The organism is Streptomyces albireticuli (assembly GCF_021228125.1).
In the GTDB taxonomy this organism is placed as follows: Bacteria; Actinomycetota; Actinomycetes; order Streptomycetales; family Streptomycetaceae; genus Streptomyces; species Streptomyces albireticuli.
In genome coordinates, this window is the sequence record NZ_JAJQQS010000024.1 from 40,358 (window position 1) to 57,422 (window position 17,065).

At 74.7% G+C, this 17,065-nt stretch carries 17 protein-coding genes; 10 read left to right on the forward strand and 7 right to left on the reverse strand.

What is annotated here, in order from left to right; all coding sequences use genetic code 11:
• Positions 1-133: 133 nt before the first annotated feature.
• From LUZ64_RS32450 to LUZ64_RS32460, 3 genes are all read left to right on the forward strand, one after another.
• Positions 134-439 carry a hypothetical protein gene (locus tag LUZ64_RS32450; protein ID WP_095582054.1) on the forward strand — a complete coding sequence of 102 codons (306 nt, stop codon included), beginning with the start codon at positions 134-136 and terminating at the stop codon, positions 437-439.
• A complete protein-coding gene (locus LUZ64_RS32455) occupies positions 436-759 on the forward strand; it encodes a hypothetical protein (protein WP_095582055.1) in 324 nt (107 codons plus the stop codon). Before LUZ64_RS32450 ends, LUZ64_RS32455 begins: the two co-directional genes overlap by 4 nt.
• A gap of 423 nt (positions 760-1,182) precedes the next feature.
• The gene (locus LUZ64_RS32460; protein WP_143593217.1) at positions 1,183-1,974 is read left to right on the forward strand and encodes a hypothetical protein; all 792 of its coding nucleotides are present in this window, start codon (positions 1,183-1,185) and stop codon (positions 1,972-1,974) included.
• Between the two features lie 554 nt (positions 1,975-2,528).
• Here the strand turns inward: LUZ64_RS32460 and LUZ64_RS32465 are convergent.
• Together LUZ64_RS32465 and LUZ64_RS32470 are read right to left on the reverse strand one after the other, a co-directional pair.
• Entirely contained in the window at positions 2,529-3,164 is a 636-nt protein-coding gene (locus tag LUZ64_RS32465) for a TetR/AcrR family transcriptional regulator (protein ID WP_095582057.1), read from the reverse strand.
• A 197-nt stretch (positions 3,165-3,361) separates the two neighbouring features.
• On the reverse strand, positions 3,362-3,676 hold the full coding sequence (locus LUZ64_RS32470) for a hypothetical protein (protein ID WP_095582058.1): 315 nt from the start codon (positions 3,674-3,676) through the stop codon (positions 3,362-3,364).
• A 275-nt stretch (positions 3,677-3,951) separates the two neighbouring features.
• Here LUZ64_RS32470 and LUZ64_RS32475 point away from each other — a divergent pair, with 275 nt between their 5' ends.
• The gene (locus LUZ64_RS32475) at positions 3,952-4,230 is read left to right on the forward strand and encodes a hypothetical protein (protein WP_095582059.1); all 279 of its coding nucleotides are present in this window, start codon (positions 3,952-3,954) and stop codon (positions 4,228-4,230) included.
• 1,309 nt (positions 4,231-5,539) lie between these two features.
• A complete protein-coding gene (locus LUZ64_RS32480) occupies positions 5,540-6,913 on the forward strand; it encodes a cytochrome P450 (protein ID WP_232390514.1) in 1,374 nt (457 codons plus the stop codon).
• Positions 6,914-7,295: 382 nt separating this feature from the next.
• Here the strand turns inward: LUZ64_RS32480 and LUZ64_RS32485 are convergent, their stop codons facing one another.
• Complete coding sequence (locus LUZ64_RS32485) at positions 7,296-7,727, reverse strand: nuclear transport factor 2 family protein (protein ID WP_095582880.1); 432 nt, start codon at positions 7,725-7,727, stop codon at positions 7,296-7,298.
• Between the two features lie 557 nt (positions 7,728-8,284).
• Between LUZ64_RS32485 and LUZ64_RS32490 the strand changes: the two genes are divergently transcribed.
• Complete coding sequence (locus tag LUZ64_RS32490) at positions 8,285-8,869, forward strand: TerD family protein (protein WP_095582879.1); 585 nt, start codon at positions 8,285-8,287, stop codon at positions 8,867-8,869.
• Positions 8,870-8,989: 120 nt separating this feature from the next.
• Here the strand turns inward: LUZ64_RS32490 and secD are convergent, their stop codons facing one another.
• Together secD and LUZ64_RS32500 are read right to left on the reverse strand one after the other, a co-directional pair.
• A complete protein-coding gene (secD, locus tag LUZ64_RS32495) occupies positions 8,990-11,356 on the reverse strand; it encodes a protein translocase subunit SecD (protein ID WP_232390513.1) in 2,367 nt (788 codons plus the stop codon).
• A gap of 127 nt (positions 11,357-11,483) precedes the next feature.
• The gene (locus LUZ64_RS32500) at positions 11,484-11,948 is read right to left on the reverse strand and encodes a hypothetical protein (RefSeq protein ID WP_095582877.1); all 465 of its coding nucleotides are present in this window, start codon (positions 11,946-11,948) and stop codon (positions 11,484-11,486) included.
• Positions 11,949-12,521: 573 nt separating this feature from the next.
• Here LUZ64_RS32500 and LUZ64_RS32505 point away from each other — a divergent pair.
• On the forward strand, positions 12,522-12,767 hold the full coding sequence (locus LUZ64_RS32505) for a hypothetical protein (protein WP_095582876.1): 246 nt from the start codon (positions 12,522-12,524) through the stop codon (positions 12,765-12,767).
• Between the two features lie 39 nt (positions 12,768-12,806).
• Here the strand turns inward: LUZ64_RS32505 and LUZ64_RS32510 are convergent, their stop codons facing one another.
• Positions 12,807-13,217, reverse strand: a complete 411-nt coding sequence (locus LUZ64_RS32510) for a hypothetical protein (RefSeq protein WP_095582875.1) — start codon at positions 13,215-13,217, stop codon at positions 12,807-12,809.
• A gap of 130 nt (positions 13,218-13,347) precedes the next feature.
• Here LUZ64_RS32510 and LUZ64_RS32515 point away from each other — a divergent pair, with 130 nt between their 5' ends.
• The 3 genes from LUZ64_RS32515 to LUZ64_RS32525 all read left to right on the forward strand — a co-directional run bounded on the left by LUZ64_RS32515 (position 13,348) and on the right by LUZ64_RS32525 (position 16,393).
• Entirely contained in the window at positions 13,348-14,145 is a 798-nt protein-coding gene (locus LUZ64_RS32515) for a hypothetical protein (protein WP_095582874.1), read from the forward strand.
• Positions 14,146-15,258: 1,113 nt separating this feature from the next.
• Complete coding sequence (locus tag LUZ64_RS32520; RefSeq protein WP_095582894.1) at positions 15,259-15,516, forward strand: hypothetical protein; 258 nt, start codon at positions 15,259-15,261, stop codon at positions 15,514-15,516.
• A gap of 13 nt (positions 15,517-15,529) precedes the next feature.
• On the forward strand, positions 15,530-16,393 hold the full coding sequence (locus LUZ64_RS32525) for a helix-turn-helix domain-containing protein (RefSeq protein WP_095582895.1): 864 nt from the start codon (positions 15,530-15,532) through the stop codon (positions 16,391-16,393).
• 142 nt (positions 16,394-16,535) lie between these two features.
• Here the strand turns inward: LUZ64_RS32525 and LUZ64_RS32530 are convergent, their stop codons facing one another.
• Positions 16,536-16,877: a hypothetical protein gene (locus LUZ64_RS32530; RefSeq protein ID WP_095582896.1), complete on the reverse strand. Its 342-nt coding sequence runs from the start codon at positions 16,875-16,877 to the stop codon at positions 16,536-16,538.
• Between the last annotated feature and the right edge of the window lie 188 nt (positions 16,878-17,065).

A 17,065-nucleotide genomic window follows, 5' to 3' on the forward strand; every position in this document is an offset into this window, starting at 1 on the left:
ATCAGACGGTTGTCCCAGACCAGGGAGTACCGCCGCCGGACCCCCGGCACCTGCGGCGCGCAGCCCCGCCGCGGGTCGACCGGAGAGGGCCGGAAGGGGCAGACTCGGGGCAGACGGAAAGGGGCACACACCGATGGGCGTACAACCCGTGCACTACGGCGCCGGCGGGAGCGGGGCGCCGTCGGTCCCACGCACCCAGAACGGGGTGGCGGAGGCGCTGCCGCCGGCGGACCGGATGGAGTTCTACCGGGAGATGGGGCAGGCCGACGAGCACGAACTGCTGGGCGTGCTGCGCCGGTGGTGGCTGCGGGCCACGATGTACGCCGACCCGCTGCCGGAGCCACTGCGTACCGCTGCCGAGAACGGGACGGCTCCTGGGCGTCCGGCGGCCGTGGTCCTGCGTGAGGCCCAGGCGGCGCGTGAGGCTGACAGCCGGTGAGCGACGAGCATGCCCAGTGGGAGGGAGACGGTGAGGAGGAGGACCGTATCCGGCTCGCCCCGGCCGTCTTCCCCCTGCTCGCCCCTGAAGTGTCGGCCTCGGTGTTCTCCGCGGTGATGAGCCTGATGGCCGAGCTGCGTGAGCATCCGGTTCCCCCGCTCGCGCATCCGGTTCCCGGGCGCCCGGGCTGGTTCTCGGTACCGCTGGCACGGGACATCGGCCTCGCCGAGTACCACGTGCGCAAGGGCGAGCCGGGCGACGACGGCCCGCGCGTCTACGTGGCACGGATCGTGATCTCGGACGACTGGCCCGACTTCTGATCCAGGGCGCGGTGGCCGGCTCCGGGAGGCGCCCGCAAGGCAGTACCACTCCCGGTACTCCGCCCACTGGAGCGCCGGCCCGGCTCCTGCCCGGCGGCATCGGGGCCGAAGGCGAACTCAGGGGTACGGAAGAACGCCGTACGACGGATCCCGGCCGGGGGCGGATCTCCCGGGCCCCGCACGCGTACACCCCGGCGCCCCTTAAGGAGTTCGGTGAACCGCACCGCGGCTACCGCCGCCTCACCGGGCAGCGCCTCCTCCTTACCGAAGGCGTGACCGGTGCGTGTCACCGTCTCGCACACCCCCTGCCGGGCATCCTTCCCGCCGCCCGCGCACGGGCGGCGACCAGGACCCCGGGTACGGGGCGGAGTACGGGGCGGGCCCGCCGCACCGCCGCGCGGGGGCGCGCACTAGCGTGAGGCCATGTCCCGACGACACTCCCGCCGAAGCGCGCGCGGGGCCCTGGCCGCGGTGGCGCTGCTGCTGACCGCCGGATGCGCGAGCGCCCCCGGTGCCCCGGCCTCCCCGGACGCGGCGGACCTCCGCAGGGAGGCGTCGGCGCCGGCCGCCGCGCAGGCCCGGGCGGCCGGCGCCGGGGAGACGGGGGCGGCGGCCGGGGCCTTCCGGCGGCGTGTCCCCGCGCTGGTCTTCCACCGGCAGGCGGAGCGGGATGTGTGCGAGGCGGGGGAGAAGGACACCTTCCAGCACGGCCGTGACACCTTCCGGTTCCGCTGCACCCGCATGCTCCTGCTGTACTTCGGGGCCACCGGCGCGGTCGAGGACCGGATCCGGGAGGCGGACGCGGCCGTCACCGCGCTCGTCCGCGAACGCACCGGCGACGCGCCGCGCACCGACCGGCCGACGCAGACGCCGGCCGCGGCCCTGCGTTTCTACACACCCGAAGGCAAGGGCGGTCCCGCGCCGTCGCTGGCCTACCGCTGGTCGGCCGGGGGCCGTGGCGCGCAGCACGCCGTCACCGCGCGGGTGGACTGGCAGGACCCGCTCCAGGACAAGGCCGGCTTCTTTCTGGACGCCCCGGGCGGCGCCGGCGGGTTCTGCGAGGAGAGTACGGGCGGGCCCGTACCGCCCCGGGTGATAGTGGGGGAGTGCCGGCCCGTCGACCAGAAGACCGAGACGGCCCGCGTCCGCGCCCGGCACCCCTACGCGTTCAGGCTGACCCTGGAGGACACCTACTACGAGCTCGGCTGGGACTGAAGGGCGGCCGCCGGGCGCGCGGGGTTCGCTCTCCGGCGTGCCCGGTCTTCCGGTTCCGTGTGCCGCCGTTACCGGATCCGGTACCGTGAGGGGCATGAACAGGCCCCCGCCCAGGGCCGGGAAACCATAGGCGGGAGCCTGCGGTCGAAACCGAGGGAATCGACCTGAGCCTCATGTACCGGGGCTCAGGTCAGCCCTTGAGCCACCTCCCCAGCTTCCACGCGGCGCGGACCAGAAGGTCCTCGCAACGCTGCCGGATCGACGGCTTCGGCTTCTTCCGACGCCCCATGGGCGCCTCCCCTCAGACCGGCCGCCGAGATCCCGGTCGACGGCCTTCCTCAGGGTCGGGCCGGGCCCGAGGGCCGGGGACCGGGGACGATCCATGAGGGGAGGCGCACCGCAGTGCGCCCCGCCACTCTACTGCGGCAACCCGCGTAAGGGATCAGTGTTTTGGGGACTTCCGGAGCGCCGGCCCGGGCAGAGGCGCCGGCCACCGGCCGCCGGTGCGCGGGAGATACGTGAGGCCCGGCCGCACCCCCGTTCCTCCCGGCGCCTCACGCGGGCGCGTAGTTTCCGAGGGAGGGCTGGAGCAGGCCGAAGACGCGGGTGGCGTCCTCGGTGACGAGCGCGGCGATCTCCTGCGGGGGCCGGCCGGCCAGGGTGAGTTCCTGGATGCGCCCGAACAGGACGCGGTGGGCCGCGCCGAGCTGTGCGGCGGCCGCGCGGGGCGTGATGTCGTCGCCGGCCGCGCCGGTGGTCTCGGCCAGGGCGCGGGCGAGGGACTCCTCGCGCAGGTCGTGCAGGTCGCGCAGGCGGGTGGTGAGGGTGGGGCTGTCGGCGATCATGCGGGTGAAGGCGGGGCCGGCGAACCCGGCGACGGGGTCCTGGCGCCCGGCGGCGTCGAGGAAGTCGCGGCGCAGGGCGGCGAGCGCCGTCTCCCCGGGGGCCCGGCCGGCCAGGGCGCGGGCGAGGCCGGCGGTGAACTCCTCGTGGTGGTCGAAGGCCAGGTCCTCCTTGCGCGGGAAGTAGTTGGTGACCGTCTTCTTGGCCACGCGGGCGGCGTCGGCGATGTCGCTGATCGTCGTCTGCTCGAAGCCCTGCCGCAGGAACAGGCGGGTCGCGTGGTCGGAGATCAGCTGCCGGGTCTCGCGCTTCTTGGACTCCCGGAGCCCTGTCGGTTCGGTGCTCATGAGGTAAATGTTACATCCGTGGCAACTTTGCGCTTGACGCACAACGCTTGCCCGGACCCGGACCGGACCCTGTCCGCCCCCGGCCCCTTCCTGCCCCGGCCCGTGTGTCACCGGCCCGTGCGTCACCCGCCGCCGCCCCGGGGCCTGCCCGCTCCCGGCACCCCTGCCGGGAGCGGGCAGACCCGGGGCGGCACCCCTCACCGGCCGAACTTCACACTCCCGAACGCGGAACCACGCGGAGCCTGCCCCCCGGGCACCAGGCGCAGCGCCGTGCCGTTGCACTTCTTCCCCTTGTAGACGGTCGCCGGCACCCCCGTCCCGTTGTGCGCGCCCCGGGCCTCCTGGCTCATCGTCAGGCACTTGCCGTCCGGCGGGTTGTCGACGAAGAAGGGCTTGCCCTTGGGGCCCACCCAGGAGAACGACCCCTTCGCGGCGACCGCCGTGCCCGTGGGCAGGGCCACGGCGAGGGCGAGGCCCGCGAGAGCGGCGATCACAGGACGGAAAAGACGCATCACTGATCCTTTATCTCGATATCACTCGATGGCGAAGGAATGAGGCGAAAGCCTCTTCACGGTCAACGACGCTCGGCCCGGCGCGACACGCGACACGCCCTACGCCATCCGCGTCACCGACAGGACCCCGGCAGGACCCCGCCAGGACCCCGATGGGGCCGCGCTCCCATGCGCCCGGGACACGGGCCCTCCTACGTTGGGAATCCGGCGCTCCACCACCAGCGCCCCGCACACCGGCGGGGCCGGGAGCCCGGCACAGGAGAGGAACACCCCTCATGAACACACGCACACTGCGGACCGCCCCGGCGATCGCCCTGGCCGCGGCAGGCCTCCTGCTGGGCGGCGCGGCGGGAGCGGCGGTCGCCGCCCCGCAGCAGGACACCGCGAGCGCGAGCGCCACGGCGCTCCAGGAGCGGCCGTCAGGCAAGTACGGCCCGTACTCCTCCTACAAGTCCTGCTACAAGGCGGGAGAACGCGGGAAGGACCACGGGCGCTGGCACCACTTCGTCTGCAAGAACGAACACCACAAGTGGTGGCTGTACACCTACCGCTGACAGCACGGGCAGGCACACCGGCCGGGCCCGGGACACCGCGACGCACCCCCGCGGGGGCGCACGGGACACCCCGGGCCCGGCCGCACACCACGCCCGCCGCGCCCGCCCGCACACCACGCCCGGCCGCACACCGCGCCCGCACACCGCGCCCGCACCCTTGGGTCCCCACCCGCCCCGGCCCCCGTATGCCCCTGAACGGACCACACCGCCCCCACGGCTCCCCGGTGTCCCCGCCCCAAGGCGCTACGCTCCCAAACGCGTGCACACGCACCGACCGTGAGGAGGCGTCATCAGCGAATACACCACCCCGTCACAGGCCGAGGGCGAACGCCTGCCGGAAGACGAGGACGAGTCCCAGGCCAGGGAACACCACCACCCCGACACCACCCGCACCACCCCCTCCCAGGCCGAAGGCGAACGCACCGCCAACGACGAACCCTGACCTCCCCCCGCCCGGTGACGCCGCCGCGAGACCGGCCCGCCCCGCACGGCAACGCCCGCTCCCGCGCCCCCGGCCCCCGCACGGCACCCGCGCGGGACGCGATCCGCCGGCCGCCCGAACCGTACGCCGGTCCTTACCGGCCGCGCGGCTGACGAACACGGCGGGCCAGGGGATGCGCCGGCAGCGGCGGTGTCCACCCCGCCGCCTGCCCGGACGGAGCGCGCAGGCCCGCTGCCCGCGCGGAGCGCGCCCTCTCGCGTACCGGTGGGGTTCCCGCAACCACGCGACACCGGCTGACCGTGCCCGGCGACCCGCGGCGGCCGCCGGGCACAGCGGCCGGGCCGCACCCTTCCCGCCGCGCGCGGGTCACCGCACGCCCCGCCGCGGCCCGGGCCCCGGCAGGAGCCGGACACCCCGCGGCCCGTCAACCCGCTCACCGCGCCGCCGCGCCGCGCCGCCACTGAACGAACCCCCACGGGAGCACCCCTCTTCTCCCGCCCTTGCCCCCGGCTTCCGTACGCAGCCCCCCGCGGCGCCCGGCCCAGGAAGCCCCCGGGTGGGACGCCCCCGGCACGGGCCCCGCCACCCCACCCGCCCCCGAGCCCCCCGGGCGCGAGGCACGCCCGGCGAGCGCCCGCGAAAAGCCCTCCGCAGCAGGGGAGTTGCCGCGAGTGAGAAGAGTGCACCTAGCGGCCCGCCGAAGGTAACGAGTGGGAGAAAACGGGAGAATCCCGAGTTTGGTCATCCGGAATGGCGGAAAACCTAGCGGCGCGATCCCTGCGCTCCCACCCGCTCCACACCACCCACACCACCCCGCGCACCCAACCGCCCCACCACCGGCAGACCACCCCGCCCGAGGGACCGCCCATGCCCGAAACGTACGCCGCCGCAAACGCCCCCGGAGCCCTCCCCCTCGTCGGCCACGCCTGGCCCCTCCTCCACCGCCCCATCCCCTTCCTCAGCTCCCTCCCGCAATACGGCGACCTCGTCGAGATCCGCCTCGGACGCGTCCGGGCCCACGTCCCCTGCCACCCCCAACTCCTGCGCCGCGTCCTGTCCGACGACCGCACCTACGACAAAGGCGGCCCCCTCTTCACCCGCCTGCGCGACCTCGTCGGCAACGGCCTGGGCAGCTGCCCCCACCGCGACCACCGCCGCCAGCGCCGCCTCCTCCAGCCCGCCTTCCACCGCACCCGCATCGAGACCTACACCCACGTCATGACCGACGAGGCCCTGCGCCTGAGCACCACCTGGCAGCCCGGCCAGATCATCGACGCCTTCCCCGCCATGTTCGGACTCGCCCTGCGCACCGTCACCCGCACCCTGTTCTCCTCCCGCGTCGGCGAGGACGACGTGGCACACCTCCAGCGCTCCTTCGAGACCGCACTCGCCGGCCTCTTCCGCCGCATCTTCGTCCCCGCCCCCCTCCAGCGCCTCCCCCTCCCCGCCAACCGCCGCTACGCCCGCGCCCTGACCGACCTCCACGGCTCCGTCGACCACCTCATCGCCGACTACCTCAGCACCGGCGAGAACGCCGCGGCCGGCCACCACCACCAGGACCGGCAGGACCTCCTGTCGACCCTCATCGCCGCCCGCGACGACGACACCGCCCTCAGCGACGGCGAACTCCACGACCAGGTCCTCACCATGCTCCTCGGCGGCGCCGAAACCGTCGCCGCCGCCCTGACCTGGGCCCTGTACGCCCTGACCCGCAACCCCCGCGTGGCACACGACCTCCACGACGAGGTCGACACCGTCCTGGCCGGCCGCCCGCCCACCCACCGCGATCTGCCCCACCTGCCCCGCACCCACCGGATGATCAGCGAGACCCTGCGCCTGTACCCGCCCGCCTGGCTCTTCACCCGCATCACCACCCGCCCCCTCAACCTCGCCGGCCGCTACCTGCCCTCCGGTACCACGCTCGTCATCAGCCCGCCCGCCCTCCACCACAACCCCGCCCTCTACCCCCGCGCCACCGACTTCTGCCCCGACCGCTGGGCCGACGGGGAGCGCCCCGGCCTGCCGCCCAGAGGCGAGTTCACCGGCTTCGGCGCCGGAGCCCGCCGCTGCCTGGGCGACACCTACGCGCTCGCCGAGGCCGCCTTGACCCTCGCCACCCTCACCCAGCGCTGGCGGATGGAACACGCCCCCGGCACCGACATCCGCCCCGCCCCCCTCTCCGCCGTCCACCGCCCCCGCCGCCTCCTCCTCCACCTCACCCCCCGCACCCCGGCCCCCTGACCCCGCCCCGGGCCCCGCACCGGCAACCCGTGCGGGGGCGCGCCCTTGAGGGAGGCCCAGGACCGTACCCGGTGCGGTGCGCTGCGGTGGTGACCGAGACACCCCGGACACCGGGCCGGTACGGCCGGTGGACGGGAAACGCCCGCTGCGGGGCGGGACCCGCGACGGGCGAACCGAGAAGAAGCGGCCGTTCGGGGCCTGCTGGTTACAGGCCCCGCCGGTCACCCCCTGCCGGTCACGACCCGGATCAGCCCGGTGACGGTGACGGTGACGGTGAAGGTGAAGGGCAGCTCCGCCCAGGGGGCAGCTGCCCGTACCGCGGACTTCACCCGTTGGTCCCAACGGAGTTGACGCCCCGGGGGCGCTGCCCCTCCTCAGGCCCTCAGCTCACCAGCCCGGGCGCGAAGTAGTCACGCAGCCGGGCGATCCTCCCGTCGCGGACGCGGAAGATCTGCACGAGCGAGACGACCCTGTCCTCTCCCGCGTTCCCGTTCTCGTCGCCGTCCCCGTCGAAGACCGTGTCGATCTCGGCGATGAACACGTCGGGGCTGGAGGTGGTGTGCAGGACGTACCCGGACTTCGCCAGGTTCGGCGGGCGGGTGTCGGCCTTCGCCTGCCGCTCGTAGTACGCCGCCATCGCGCCGCGGATCGCCTCCCGGCCCACCAGCCGGTGGGGGAAGGCGGCGCCGGCCGGCAGGAGGGGCGCCTCGAAGACGCCGTCCTCGGTGAAGCACTCGGCGAGGGCATCGGCGTTTTGTGTCAGGGAACCGGCGTAGACGTAGCTCTCGAAGATCTCCTGCGGCGTTCGGGACACGACGGCCTCCCTGGAAACGGACACGGACACGGACGCGGCGGACACGGAAACGGACGCGGCGGACACGGACGCGGACACGGATGCGGATGCGGGCATGGCGCGGGCGCGGATGCGGAGGACCACATCATCACAGTGCCCTCACGGAGGGCGCGCGGTTTCGCGCTTTCCGCCGCACCGGAACACCTCCGGCACGCGTATCCCCTCGCTCCGGCGGGCAATGTGACTGCTCCCGGCGCCGGCCGGGAGCCCGCGGGGCCCGGACTGTGTGCGGGCCTCGAACCAACTGGTCACCGCCCGCTCCGGCCTGACGGCCCGGGACCGGCGGATGCGGGGGCCCGAACGCCGGGCGCCCCGCGGGACCGGGCAGCCCCACGGGCGTGAGCCCGTCACCGGCCGGCTGGAGGAAACCACCACCCCCACCCCGCGGCCCGTCACCCGCACCACACCAAACAATGCGGGACGAAACGGAAATTAGCGGACCAGGTGTGTGGCCCGCCGAAGGCCCCAGGCACACTCTTTGTGTTGCAGTCTCGAACACCAAGAGGGATGTTCCACGCATGATTACGCTCAAGAAGGAAGACGGCCCGGCGGACCTGGACGGGGTGACCCACCTGTCCATCGGGGTGTCCTGGGACCCCACCGGCGGGAGCAGCGGCGGCGTGATGGGCATGCTCCGCCGCAAGACCGGCACCGACCTCGACCTGATAGCCATCGCCATGCAGGGCGCGGACCCCGTACGCCTCGCCGGCCTGGACTCCCTCGACCCGATGGGCAACGGCTCCGTCGTCCACACCGGGGACAACCAGACCGGCCGCGGCGACGGCGACGACGAAACGGTGACCGTCGAGTTCGCCCGCGTCCCCGAGAACATCACCTCCATCGTCTTCGTCGCCGCCGCCTACAAGAAGGGCAGCTCCTTCCAGAAGGCACGCAACATCAGCTTCAAGGTCTACGACGCGAGCGGCGGCAGCTCCCAGCAGGTCGCCGACATCTGGCCCAGCCTGCTCAGCAGCGACAACGGCTGCGCCGTCGCCAAGGCCGTCCGGGCCGGCGGCAGCTGGAAGCTCGAGGTCATCAACGTGACGGGGAAGATCAAGCAGGGCGACGAGCACGCCCTGATGCGCTTCGCCATCAGCAAGTAACACGGCAGCCGAACCCGCCCGGGCACCCACCAGGTGCCCGGGCCGCGGCCCACCACCGCCCACCACCGCCCCCCCCGGGACCACACCCCTCCGCACGCCCCGCCCGCCCCGCCCCCCGGCTCAGACCACCGCGCCCGACCCCCGCCGCGCCCCGCCACCCGTACGCCCGCGCACCGGTCCCGGGCCGGGCCGCAGCCCCTCCAGGGTCACGGCGGCCGGAGCGGCCGTCAGCACGGTCGAGGCCATGCCGAACAGGACGCCGCACAGCAGCGCCAGCGAGAAGTCGGCCAGGGAATCGCCACCGAGGGCCGTCAGCGCGGCGAGGACGAACAGCACGCCCATGCCCGTATTGACCGTGCGCGGCAGCGTCTGGACGATCGCCTCGTCGACGACGGACGCCAACGAGACACCCCCCGGCACACCCGGCACACCTGGCGCCCCCGGCATCCCGGGCCGCCCGCCACGGGCCCGCGCCCGCCGCTTCTCCCGGACCCGGTCGAAGACGACCACCGTGTCGTTGACGGAGTATCCGACGACGGTCAGCAGCGCCGCGAGGAAGACACTGTCGACCGGTTTGCCCAGCCACGCGAACAGCCCCGTGACCAGCAGCACGTCCTGCACCATCGCCCCGACCGCCGCCGCGGCGAACGTCCAGCGGAACCGGGCACTGAGATAGACCAGCTGGGCGGCGACCGCCACCCCCAGCGCGATCAGCGCCTTGCCGCGCAGCTCACCGCCCAGCGCGGGCCCGATCCGCTCGTCCCGCTCGACCGTGACCGCGCCCCCCTCCGCCTCCAGGGCGGCCCGCACGCGCCGCTGGTCCTCATCCGCCGCCTCGCCGGTGCGGACCACGATGTCCCCGTCACCGGCCTTCTGCACCACCGCGCGCGGGAACCCGGCCTCGCCGACCGCCGCACGCGCCTTGTCCACCTCCAGCGGACGGCTCGTGGCGTACTCGGTCAGCCGCCCGCCGGTGAACTCCACCCCCAGGTGCAGCCCGCGCACCCCGATGCCCGCCACCGCCAGCAACAGCAGCCCCGCACTGACGGCCAGCCAGGTACGCCGGCGCCGCATCGGACGCGGCGCCCACCGCGTAAGGACGGCACGTACGCGCCCGCCCGCGACCACACCCGCCAGCCCCGGCCGCCGCCGCACCCCCTCCCGCCGCAGCGCCCAGTCCGCGAGAACACGGGTGATGACCAGCGCGGACACCATGGACGCCGCGACACCCACCGACAAGGTGACACCGAAGCCCTTCACCGGGCCCGTCGCGAAGAAGAACAGCAGCCCGGCGGCGAGAAGCGTGGTGACGTTGGAGTCGAGGACCGCGCTCCACGCCTTGCCGAACCCCCTGTGCAACGGCCCGCGCAGATCCGCCGGCCCCCGCCGGCCGCCCGCGGCCAACCGCGCGTACTCCTCCCGGGTCCGTTCGAAGACCAGGACATTGGCGTCGACGGCCATGCCGACGGCCAGCACGAAACCGGCCAGCCCCGGCAGGGTCACCGTGGCACCCAGCGCCACCAGCGCGGCGTACGAGATCAGCCCGTACAGCGCCAGCGCGACCGTGGCCAGCACACCGAGCAGCCGGTAGACGGCGATGACGAACAACGCCGTACAGGCGAGACCGATGACGGCCGCGCCGGCGCTGGCACGGATCGCCTCGGCCCCCAGCGTCGCCCCCACCGTGCGCTGCTCGACTACCTCGACCGGCACCGGCAGCGCACCACCCTTGACCAGGGCGGCCAGCTCACGGGCCTCGCCGGCCCCGAAGCCGCCGCTGATCTGCGCGCTGCCGCCGGTGATCCCGGTACGGCACGGCACGCTCGAGCGCATCGCCGGGGCCGAGACGACACGGTCGTCGAGGACGATGGCCACCCGCCGCGAGGCCTCGCCCGGCGCCGCGCAGGCGGCGGCACCGGTCACCTGTGCCCAGGCCTTCTCGCCGCCGCCCCGGAAGGACAGCGCGACCGTCCAGCCGCCGCCCGACGAGGTGTCCAGCACGGCCTCGGCGTCCTTCACCTCACGCCCGGTCAGCGCGGGGGAGCCCAGGCGCAAGGCGCGTCCCGGGGCGTCGGGAGCGGGCAGCACCCGGGCACCGCCGGAAGCCCCCTCCGCGGGGCCGGCCCCTTCGGCGGAGCCGAGAACCGGGTGGAAGGAGAGCTGGGCGGTCCGCCCGATGACCTCGACCGCCTCCCGGGGGTCGTGGACACCGGGCAGCTCGACGATGACGCGCCGCTCCCCGGAGCGGGTGAGCGAGGGCTCCGCCACCCCCAGCGCGTCGACCCGCTGGCGCAGCACCTCCAGGACCCGGTCGGTGGCGGCGGCGTCCGCGCGGGCACCGGGCGAGTCCCGTGTCTCCAGCACGATATGGGTGCCGCCCCGCAGATCGAGACCGAGGCGGGCGGGGGTGGTCAGGGCGAAGTACAACGACGCGGCGACGACGGCGAGCGCGAACAGCGCACGCCACAACCGGGCGCGGGATGACATGGTTTCTCCACTTCACGGCATACGCGGGACGGGCACCGGCGCCACGCACCGCTCCGGCCGGCCCCCGTACGCCACGAGGGTGTACGGGCATGCCGGGGGAGCGGGGCGGCCGGACGCCCGAGGGGTGTCAGCTGCTCCGTGTGAAGGGAGGACCGCGTGTGCGGCGTGAAGTGAGGACCGCCGGGGGCGGGGCGCGCTCTTGCCGCGGCCCGGCGATCTCACCGGGCCGGAGCGGCAGTTCCAGGGGCCCGGTGACCGGACCCCGCGTCACGGCCGGCAGGCCGTGCGGCCGCTGGAGGTGGACGACCGCGTGCGCCTCCGGCGCCGGGACCCGGTACTCCTCGCCCGCCCCCGGGCCGGCGGCCGCGGCCGGCTCCATCCAGGCCCGAAGGTGCCCGCCCGGCCCGGTCACCGGGTCGGCGGGCGGGGCCGCGGGCGGGGACGGTGCCGAGGTGACGACCGGTACGGCGGCGCCTGACGGCGAGGCCGCGGCGGCCACCGGTCCGGCCATGAGGACGAGCAGCAGGGCCCACAGCCCGGCCAGCGCCGCGGCGGCAGCGGCCGGCGACCACCGGCGCACGCGCACGTTCACCCGGCCTCCCGTCCCCTCGCCCCCGGTGCGCACCCGCACCCGGCCCGGCCGGCCCCTGACGGCAAGCCCTGGTTCACCCTAACCCCCGTGGCCGCCGGGGCTCCCGGTATCGAAGGCGTTGCCGCAGGCCGGCGTCTTCGTTATGAAGGAAAGAAAGTGATCTTGCCTTCGATGTTCGTAGTGTTCGATGTTCGTGGTGACGGGGTGGTGAACGCGGAGGACAGGGCCCGCGACGCCCCCACCACAGGACGAACCACCCCCGGCCCGCACCCGCACCCGCACCCGCATCCGTACCGGCTCCGAGGCCCTGCCCGTACGCCCTGCCCGTATGCCTGGCCGGATCCGCCCGGCCTTTCCCGCCGCGCGTCACCCGGGGCCGGTGCCTAGGCTGGCCTGGCGGGAGCGGACGGCGGCCCGGGAGCCCGGCACGTTCCTCCGGAGCCGGGCCGCGGAGGCGCGCGACCGAGAGACCGCTTCCCCTTTGGAGGACGTGATGACCGAAGTTCCCGAGCGGAACGCCCGGCGCCGCGAGGCGCGGCCGCGTGTCGAGGGACCCGGTGAGGGGGCCCGGCCATGACCGGCCGGCGCGGCGAGGATCCCCCGGGCCGGGGCAAGGCCGTCCCCCGGGACATGCAGGACCAGCAGGCGGGCACCCTACCGGAGCCCGGCCCGACGGGCCCGGGAACTCCCCGGCTCCCGGAGGACACCGAGACCGCGGAGATCCCCGAGATCCCCGAGATCCCCGAGGACGCCGAGGACGTCGGCGGGACGGCCGGCACAGGGGAGCCGCGCGGCGACCAGGACGAGCCCCCGGACTGAAACCCGGGTCCGTCCCGGGTCCGTCCCGGGCCCGCGGCGCTACCCCGCGTCCTCCACCCGCAGCCGCACCTGCTCCTCCAGCCGCTCCAGACTCCGCTCCAGCGCGGTGAGCACCACCTCCTCGCCGGGGTCGTGGCGCTCGTCGGCGAAGGACAGATGCACCGTCACCTCGCTGGCACCGGCGCCGGTCCCGGCCACCTGCAGCCATCCCGTGTAGGCGCCGCCCTCCCGCGTCCCCCACTCCAGCCGCATCTCATCGGCCCGGGTGCGGAAGAGCGCGGGCTCGTCCTGGCCGGTGCGGTCCTCGTGCACGGTCACGGCCGGCAGCCGCTCCGCCCGTACGTGCAACTCCTGCGGCAGCCAGCTGCCGAGCCAGTTCACGTCACCGGCCTGGTCGAAGACGTGCTCCGACAGCGCGGGCATCGTCCGGGAACGCTCGTATTCGCTCATGCCACCGGCCTGCCCCGCGATGGCGCCCCGCGGCGCGCAACCACCCGTTCGCCCCGCACACCCTCCGCCCTTCGGCCCCGGCGGCGTCCGGCCGGTCCTCCCGCGGTGAGCCGCATGAGAAAATACGGGAATGCCCGAGATATCCGCACTGTGGTCGCCCGCGCCCGCAGACGCCACCGCATGGCTGGCACATCTGTCCGGCGACGACGGCCTCACCGGCTACCTCGTGCCGGGCCTGCCCGACGCGGCCTGGGTGCTCAACGCGATGTACGAGCGCGAGGAAGGCCCCGGCACCGTGTCGCACCACGCGGCGCGCCGGGCGGCGCTGGCGGACGGCAGCGCCGAACCCCTGGTCGCCGGGGGCCTCGACCTCGACGGCGAGGGCCTGCTCACCACCGGCGGCGGCCTGGGATGGGCGCGGCACCCCGGGCCCGGCTGGCGGCGCCTGCGCTGGGCCGAGCTCGCCCGGCGAGGCGGTGAACCGGTCGTACGCGAAGGGATGCTGCCCTCCTACCGCAGCGCCCCGGACGCGACGGCGGAGGACGGCAGCTGGCTCGTGGGCGTCGAGCCGCCGACGGAGGGCAGCCTGGACCGTGAGTCCTGGGACCGCCTGACCGCCCTCCTCGCCGAGCACAGCCCGGCCGGCCCCGACACCCCGTGCCTGGCCTACTACAACCCGATGGTGATGCGTGCCGTCGAGTACGACTCCCGCCACGTCCTGGCGGGCCGGCTCGGGGACGCGCGGGCCCTCGCCGGCCTCGACGACCCGGACTTCAGCCCGTCCAACCTCTGGGCCGCGGACGGTTCCTGGGTCGTCTGCACCGACTACGACCTGTGGGCCACCAAGGTCGCCGGCCCCACGTCCCTGGTCGGTGCGGTGCTCGCCGACACGGAGCTCGAAGCCGTCCGCCTGCCCTGGGCGGGCTGACCCCCGGCCCCGGCGGCCCGCGCGCGAGAGGCCCTCACGCGGGTCCTCGCGCGTGTCCTCAGGCGTGGCTCTCCGGCCACCCGGCGCCCTGGCCGTCGCTCCGGCCTTCTGCTCCGCTGCCGTCCCGGCCGGACGGCCCGTGCGCGACGGGAGGGGGCGTGGTCCGGATGGAGCAGGCGGCGGGCCCGCGGGCGGCGGGTGTGCCAGCTTGGCGGGGGTGAACCGCGGCCGCGGGCTCGTACGGACCAGAGGGGCGCTGAACGCCATGCACGAAGCGCGGAAGGCGCACGAAGCGCACGAGGCGCACGAGGCGCACAAGATGCACGAGGTGCACGAGGCGTTCGGGCGACGGACCCCGCCCGTCCCGGTGCCGCCCGAACCCACCCCGTCACCCGGCCCCCGCCCGGGCCCCGCACCGGCCCCGCGCCCGGGCCCCGGCCACCCGGATCCCGTCACGCCGCGACCGCCGCGGCCCGAACCCGGACAGCCACCGCCCCCGCCCCCGCCGGGCCCCGACCCCTGGCCCGAACCCACCCCGGTACCCGGCCCCGTCCCTCGCCCCGAACCCGCCACCCGTCACCCGCTCCGGGGCACGGGAAAGGGCCGCTCCCGCACAAGCCGGGGGCGGCCCTTCGCGTGGGTCACGAGCCAACGTGAGGTCCACGAAGTCCCTGTTCAGCTGTGGTTGGAGCCAGGAGCGGCGCAGGCGACGTCCAGATCGTGGCAGCAAACCCGGGTGCCGACAAGTGAAAGTGGGCCACAAATGGATGAATATGCGGGCCGCACCCTCCAGGTCGGCAAAAACCATCGCGGCACGATCACAGCGGAAAGAGTCGGGTCCACCGTGGCGGAGTTCATGTCGAAAGTCGGCAAGCCCATGGGCGGGTATCACTGAAAGTGATCAGATATGCCATGACTCCCGGGGGCCTCCGAGTGGGACGTGCATGAATAAACGCGCCGGATACGGCGGTGCGGCCGTGCGCACAGTGGCACGATTCTGAGCGTCGCGGCGTGGCGGAGCCAAACGCCCCCGCGCGCAGCCCGGTTGGAGCCAGTCCCACGGGCGCGGGCCGCCTCGCCGGCCCGCGCAGCAGAGCAGAAAGGCGTCACCTCATGCCCGCCCTCACCGCCGCACGCCCCGGCCCGCCCCGCCGCCTGGGCGTCCCGGAGGCAGTCGTCCTCATCGTCGTCATCGTCCTGGCCGCGCTCCTCGCCGCCCACGGCGGCACCGTGACCCGCGCCCCCGCCATCCTCGGCCTCCTGTGCGGCGCGGGCCTGGCCGGGGCGCTCGTCCTGCGCTGCTCGACCGGTACGGCGCCCGGGCGCCTCCTGCGGTCCGCGGGCGTGCTCGCCGGCGCCGCGCAGGGCTGAAGGGGGGACAGCGATGCAGCAGCCCCGGGGCAGGCCGATGAGGGACATCTCGGCACCCCAGTGCGTCGTAGGCGAGCTGGCCGGCCTCTTGCGCGACAGCCGCAGGAGAACCGGCCTCTCACGAGCGGACCTCGCGCAGAAGATCGGCCGCTCCCTGTCGACCATCCAGCGCGCCGAGGCCGGGGAAACCCCGCCCGGCCTCGCCGTCATCCAGGGATACACCCGCATCTGCGGACTCGACTCCGCCGAGGTCGACAAACAGTGGAGAGCGGCCCGCCGGAGCCTGCAGGGCTACGCGCGCCGCACCCTCACCCAGGCACCACGCCTGAACCTGATACGCAACGACCACGAACTCGGCGCCGCGCTGGTGAGGGTATGGGAGGAGAACGACGAACCCTCGGCGCGGGCCATGGCGCGCCGCGCCGAACAGCGCTACCTCTCCACCAGGGAATTCGCCCTGCTGTCGAAGAACACCGCCTGGCGCATCACCAAACGCAGGACGCTGCCCAGCTCGGAGGCGACCTTGAAGGCGTACCTCTTCGCGTGCGACGTCCCCGAGCGGTATTTCGACGAATGGGTCCACTCCTGGCGCCGGGTCCGTGAGCGCAGGAAACAGGAAGCGGCGCAGCGGGAAGTGGCCGCCGTCGCCGAGGAGCGCGAAAGGAACAGGTACACCGGCAGTGAAGCCAGGGCGTACATGAGAGCGGTCGGTCTCCTCCCCACGGAGAGGTACCCCGGAGCGACCGCCCCCTGGGCCGCGCGGTGCGTGCGCTGCGAAGAGCTCAGCCGCCACCGGCTCGCCAGCGTCGTCGCCGGCCAGGGCTGCCGCGTGTGCTCCCAGTACGAGCACGAGGGCGCGGCGGACCAGCCGCTGTGACGAGGCGGGAACCGCTGGCCGGGCCTCCTCCGCCGGCCGGGCCTCCTCCGCCGGCCGGGCTTCCTCCGCCGGCCGGGCTTCCTCCGCCGGCCGGGCTTCCTCCGCCGGCCGGGCGGCCCGGCCCGGCCCACCCCAGGGGAGGTCAGTCCGCCTGGCAGACGGCGTAGACCGTGAGGTTGATGGTGTACGGGCCCGCGGCGACGGCGGTCCAGCCTCTGCCGTCGGGGGCGGGATAGCTGTCCTTCCCGTCCCCGTTGCTCTGCCAGCCGCCGCCGGTGGCGTGCTTGCCCGGCGGGCAGACGGCCGTGGCCTGGGCGGTGTTGTGCTTGCTGGCGGTGGCGGTGACGATGTCCGGCTTGAGCTCCGCCCGGGCGGAGGCGGACGACGCGGCGAACCACACCCCGCCGGAAGCGGCCAGCGCGGCCGCACCGGCGGTGAGCGCCAGATGCCGGCGGGTGAAGCGGAAGCGGGTGGCTGACGTCATGGCCGTGTTCCCTCCGTGGCGGGGTGCGAGGCGGGGGTGCGTGCGCTCCCCGCCGGACCACTGTGCTCGACGGGCCGCGGCCATCAACGCGCCGGCGGACAACCAGGCTGATGCTTTGTCAGCTCGGCGGCCGAACGGACAACGGCCGAACCGGGAGAGACCTCGGCCGCGCCGGCCGAGGAGAGGGC

Bases quoted from the DNA above. Each gene is read 5' to 3' on its own strand.
- LUZ64_RS32450 (WP_095582054.1), top strand. From the start codon at position 134: ATGGGCGTACAACCCGTGCACTACGGCGCCGGCGGGAGCGGGGCGCCG.
- LUZ64_RS32460 (WP_143593217.1), top strand. From the start codon at position 1,183: ATGTCCCGACGACACTCCCGCCGAAGCGCGCGCGGGGCCCTGGCCGCG.
- LUZ64_RS32465 (WP_095582057.1), bottom strand. From the start codon at position 3,164: ATGAGCACCGAACCGACAGGGCTCCGGGAGTCCAAGAAGCGCGAGACC.
- LUZ64_RS32470 (WP_095582058.1), bottom strand. From the start codon at position 3,676: ATGCGTCTTTTCCGTCCTGTGATCGCCGCTCTCGCGGGCCTCGCCCTC.
- LUZ64_RS32475 (WP_095582059.1), top strand. From the start codon at position 3,952: ATGAACACACGCACACTGCGGACCGCCCCGGCGATCGCCCTGGCCGCG.
- LUZ64_RS32480 (WP_232390514.1), top strand. From the start codon at position 5,540: ATGCCCGAAACGTACGCCGCCGCAAACGCCCCCGGAGCCCTCCCCCTC.
- LUZ64_RS32490 (WP_095582879.1), top strand. From the start codon at position 8,285: ATGATTACGCTCAAGAAGGAAGACGGCCCGGCGGACCTGGACGGGGTG.
- secD (WP_232390513.1), bottom strand. From the start codon at position 11,356: ATGTCATCCCGCGCCCGGTTGTGGCGTGCGCTGTTCGCGCTCGCCGTC.
- LUZ64_RS32505 (WP_095582876.1), top strand. From the start codon at position 12,522: ATGACCGGCCGGCGCGGCGAGGATCCCCCGGGCCGGGGCAAGGCCGTC.
- LUZ64_RS32510 (WP_095582875.1), bottom strand. From the start codon at position 13,217: ATGAGCGAATACGAGCGTTCCCGGACGATGCCCGCGCTGTCGGAGCAC.
- LUZ64_RS32515 (WP_095582874.1), top strand. From the start codon at position 13,348: ATGCCCGAGATATCCGCACTGTGGTCGCCCGCGCCCGCAGACGCCACC.
- LUZ64_RS32520 (WP_095582894.1), top strand. From the start codon at position 15,259: ATGCCCGCCCTCACCGCCGCACGCCCCGGCCCGCCCCGCCGCCTGGGC.
- LUZ64_RS32525 (WP_095582895.1), top strand. From the start codon at position 15,530: ATGCAGCAGCCCCGGGGCAGGCCGATGAGGGACATCTCGGCACCCCAG.
- LUZ64_RS32530 (WP_095582896.1), bottom strand. From the start codon at position 16,877: ATGACGTCAGCCACCCGCTTCCGCTTCACCCGCCGGCATCTGGCGCTC.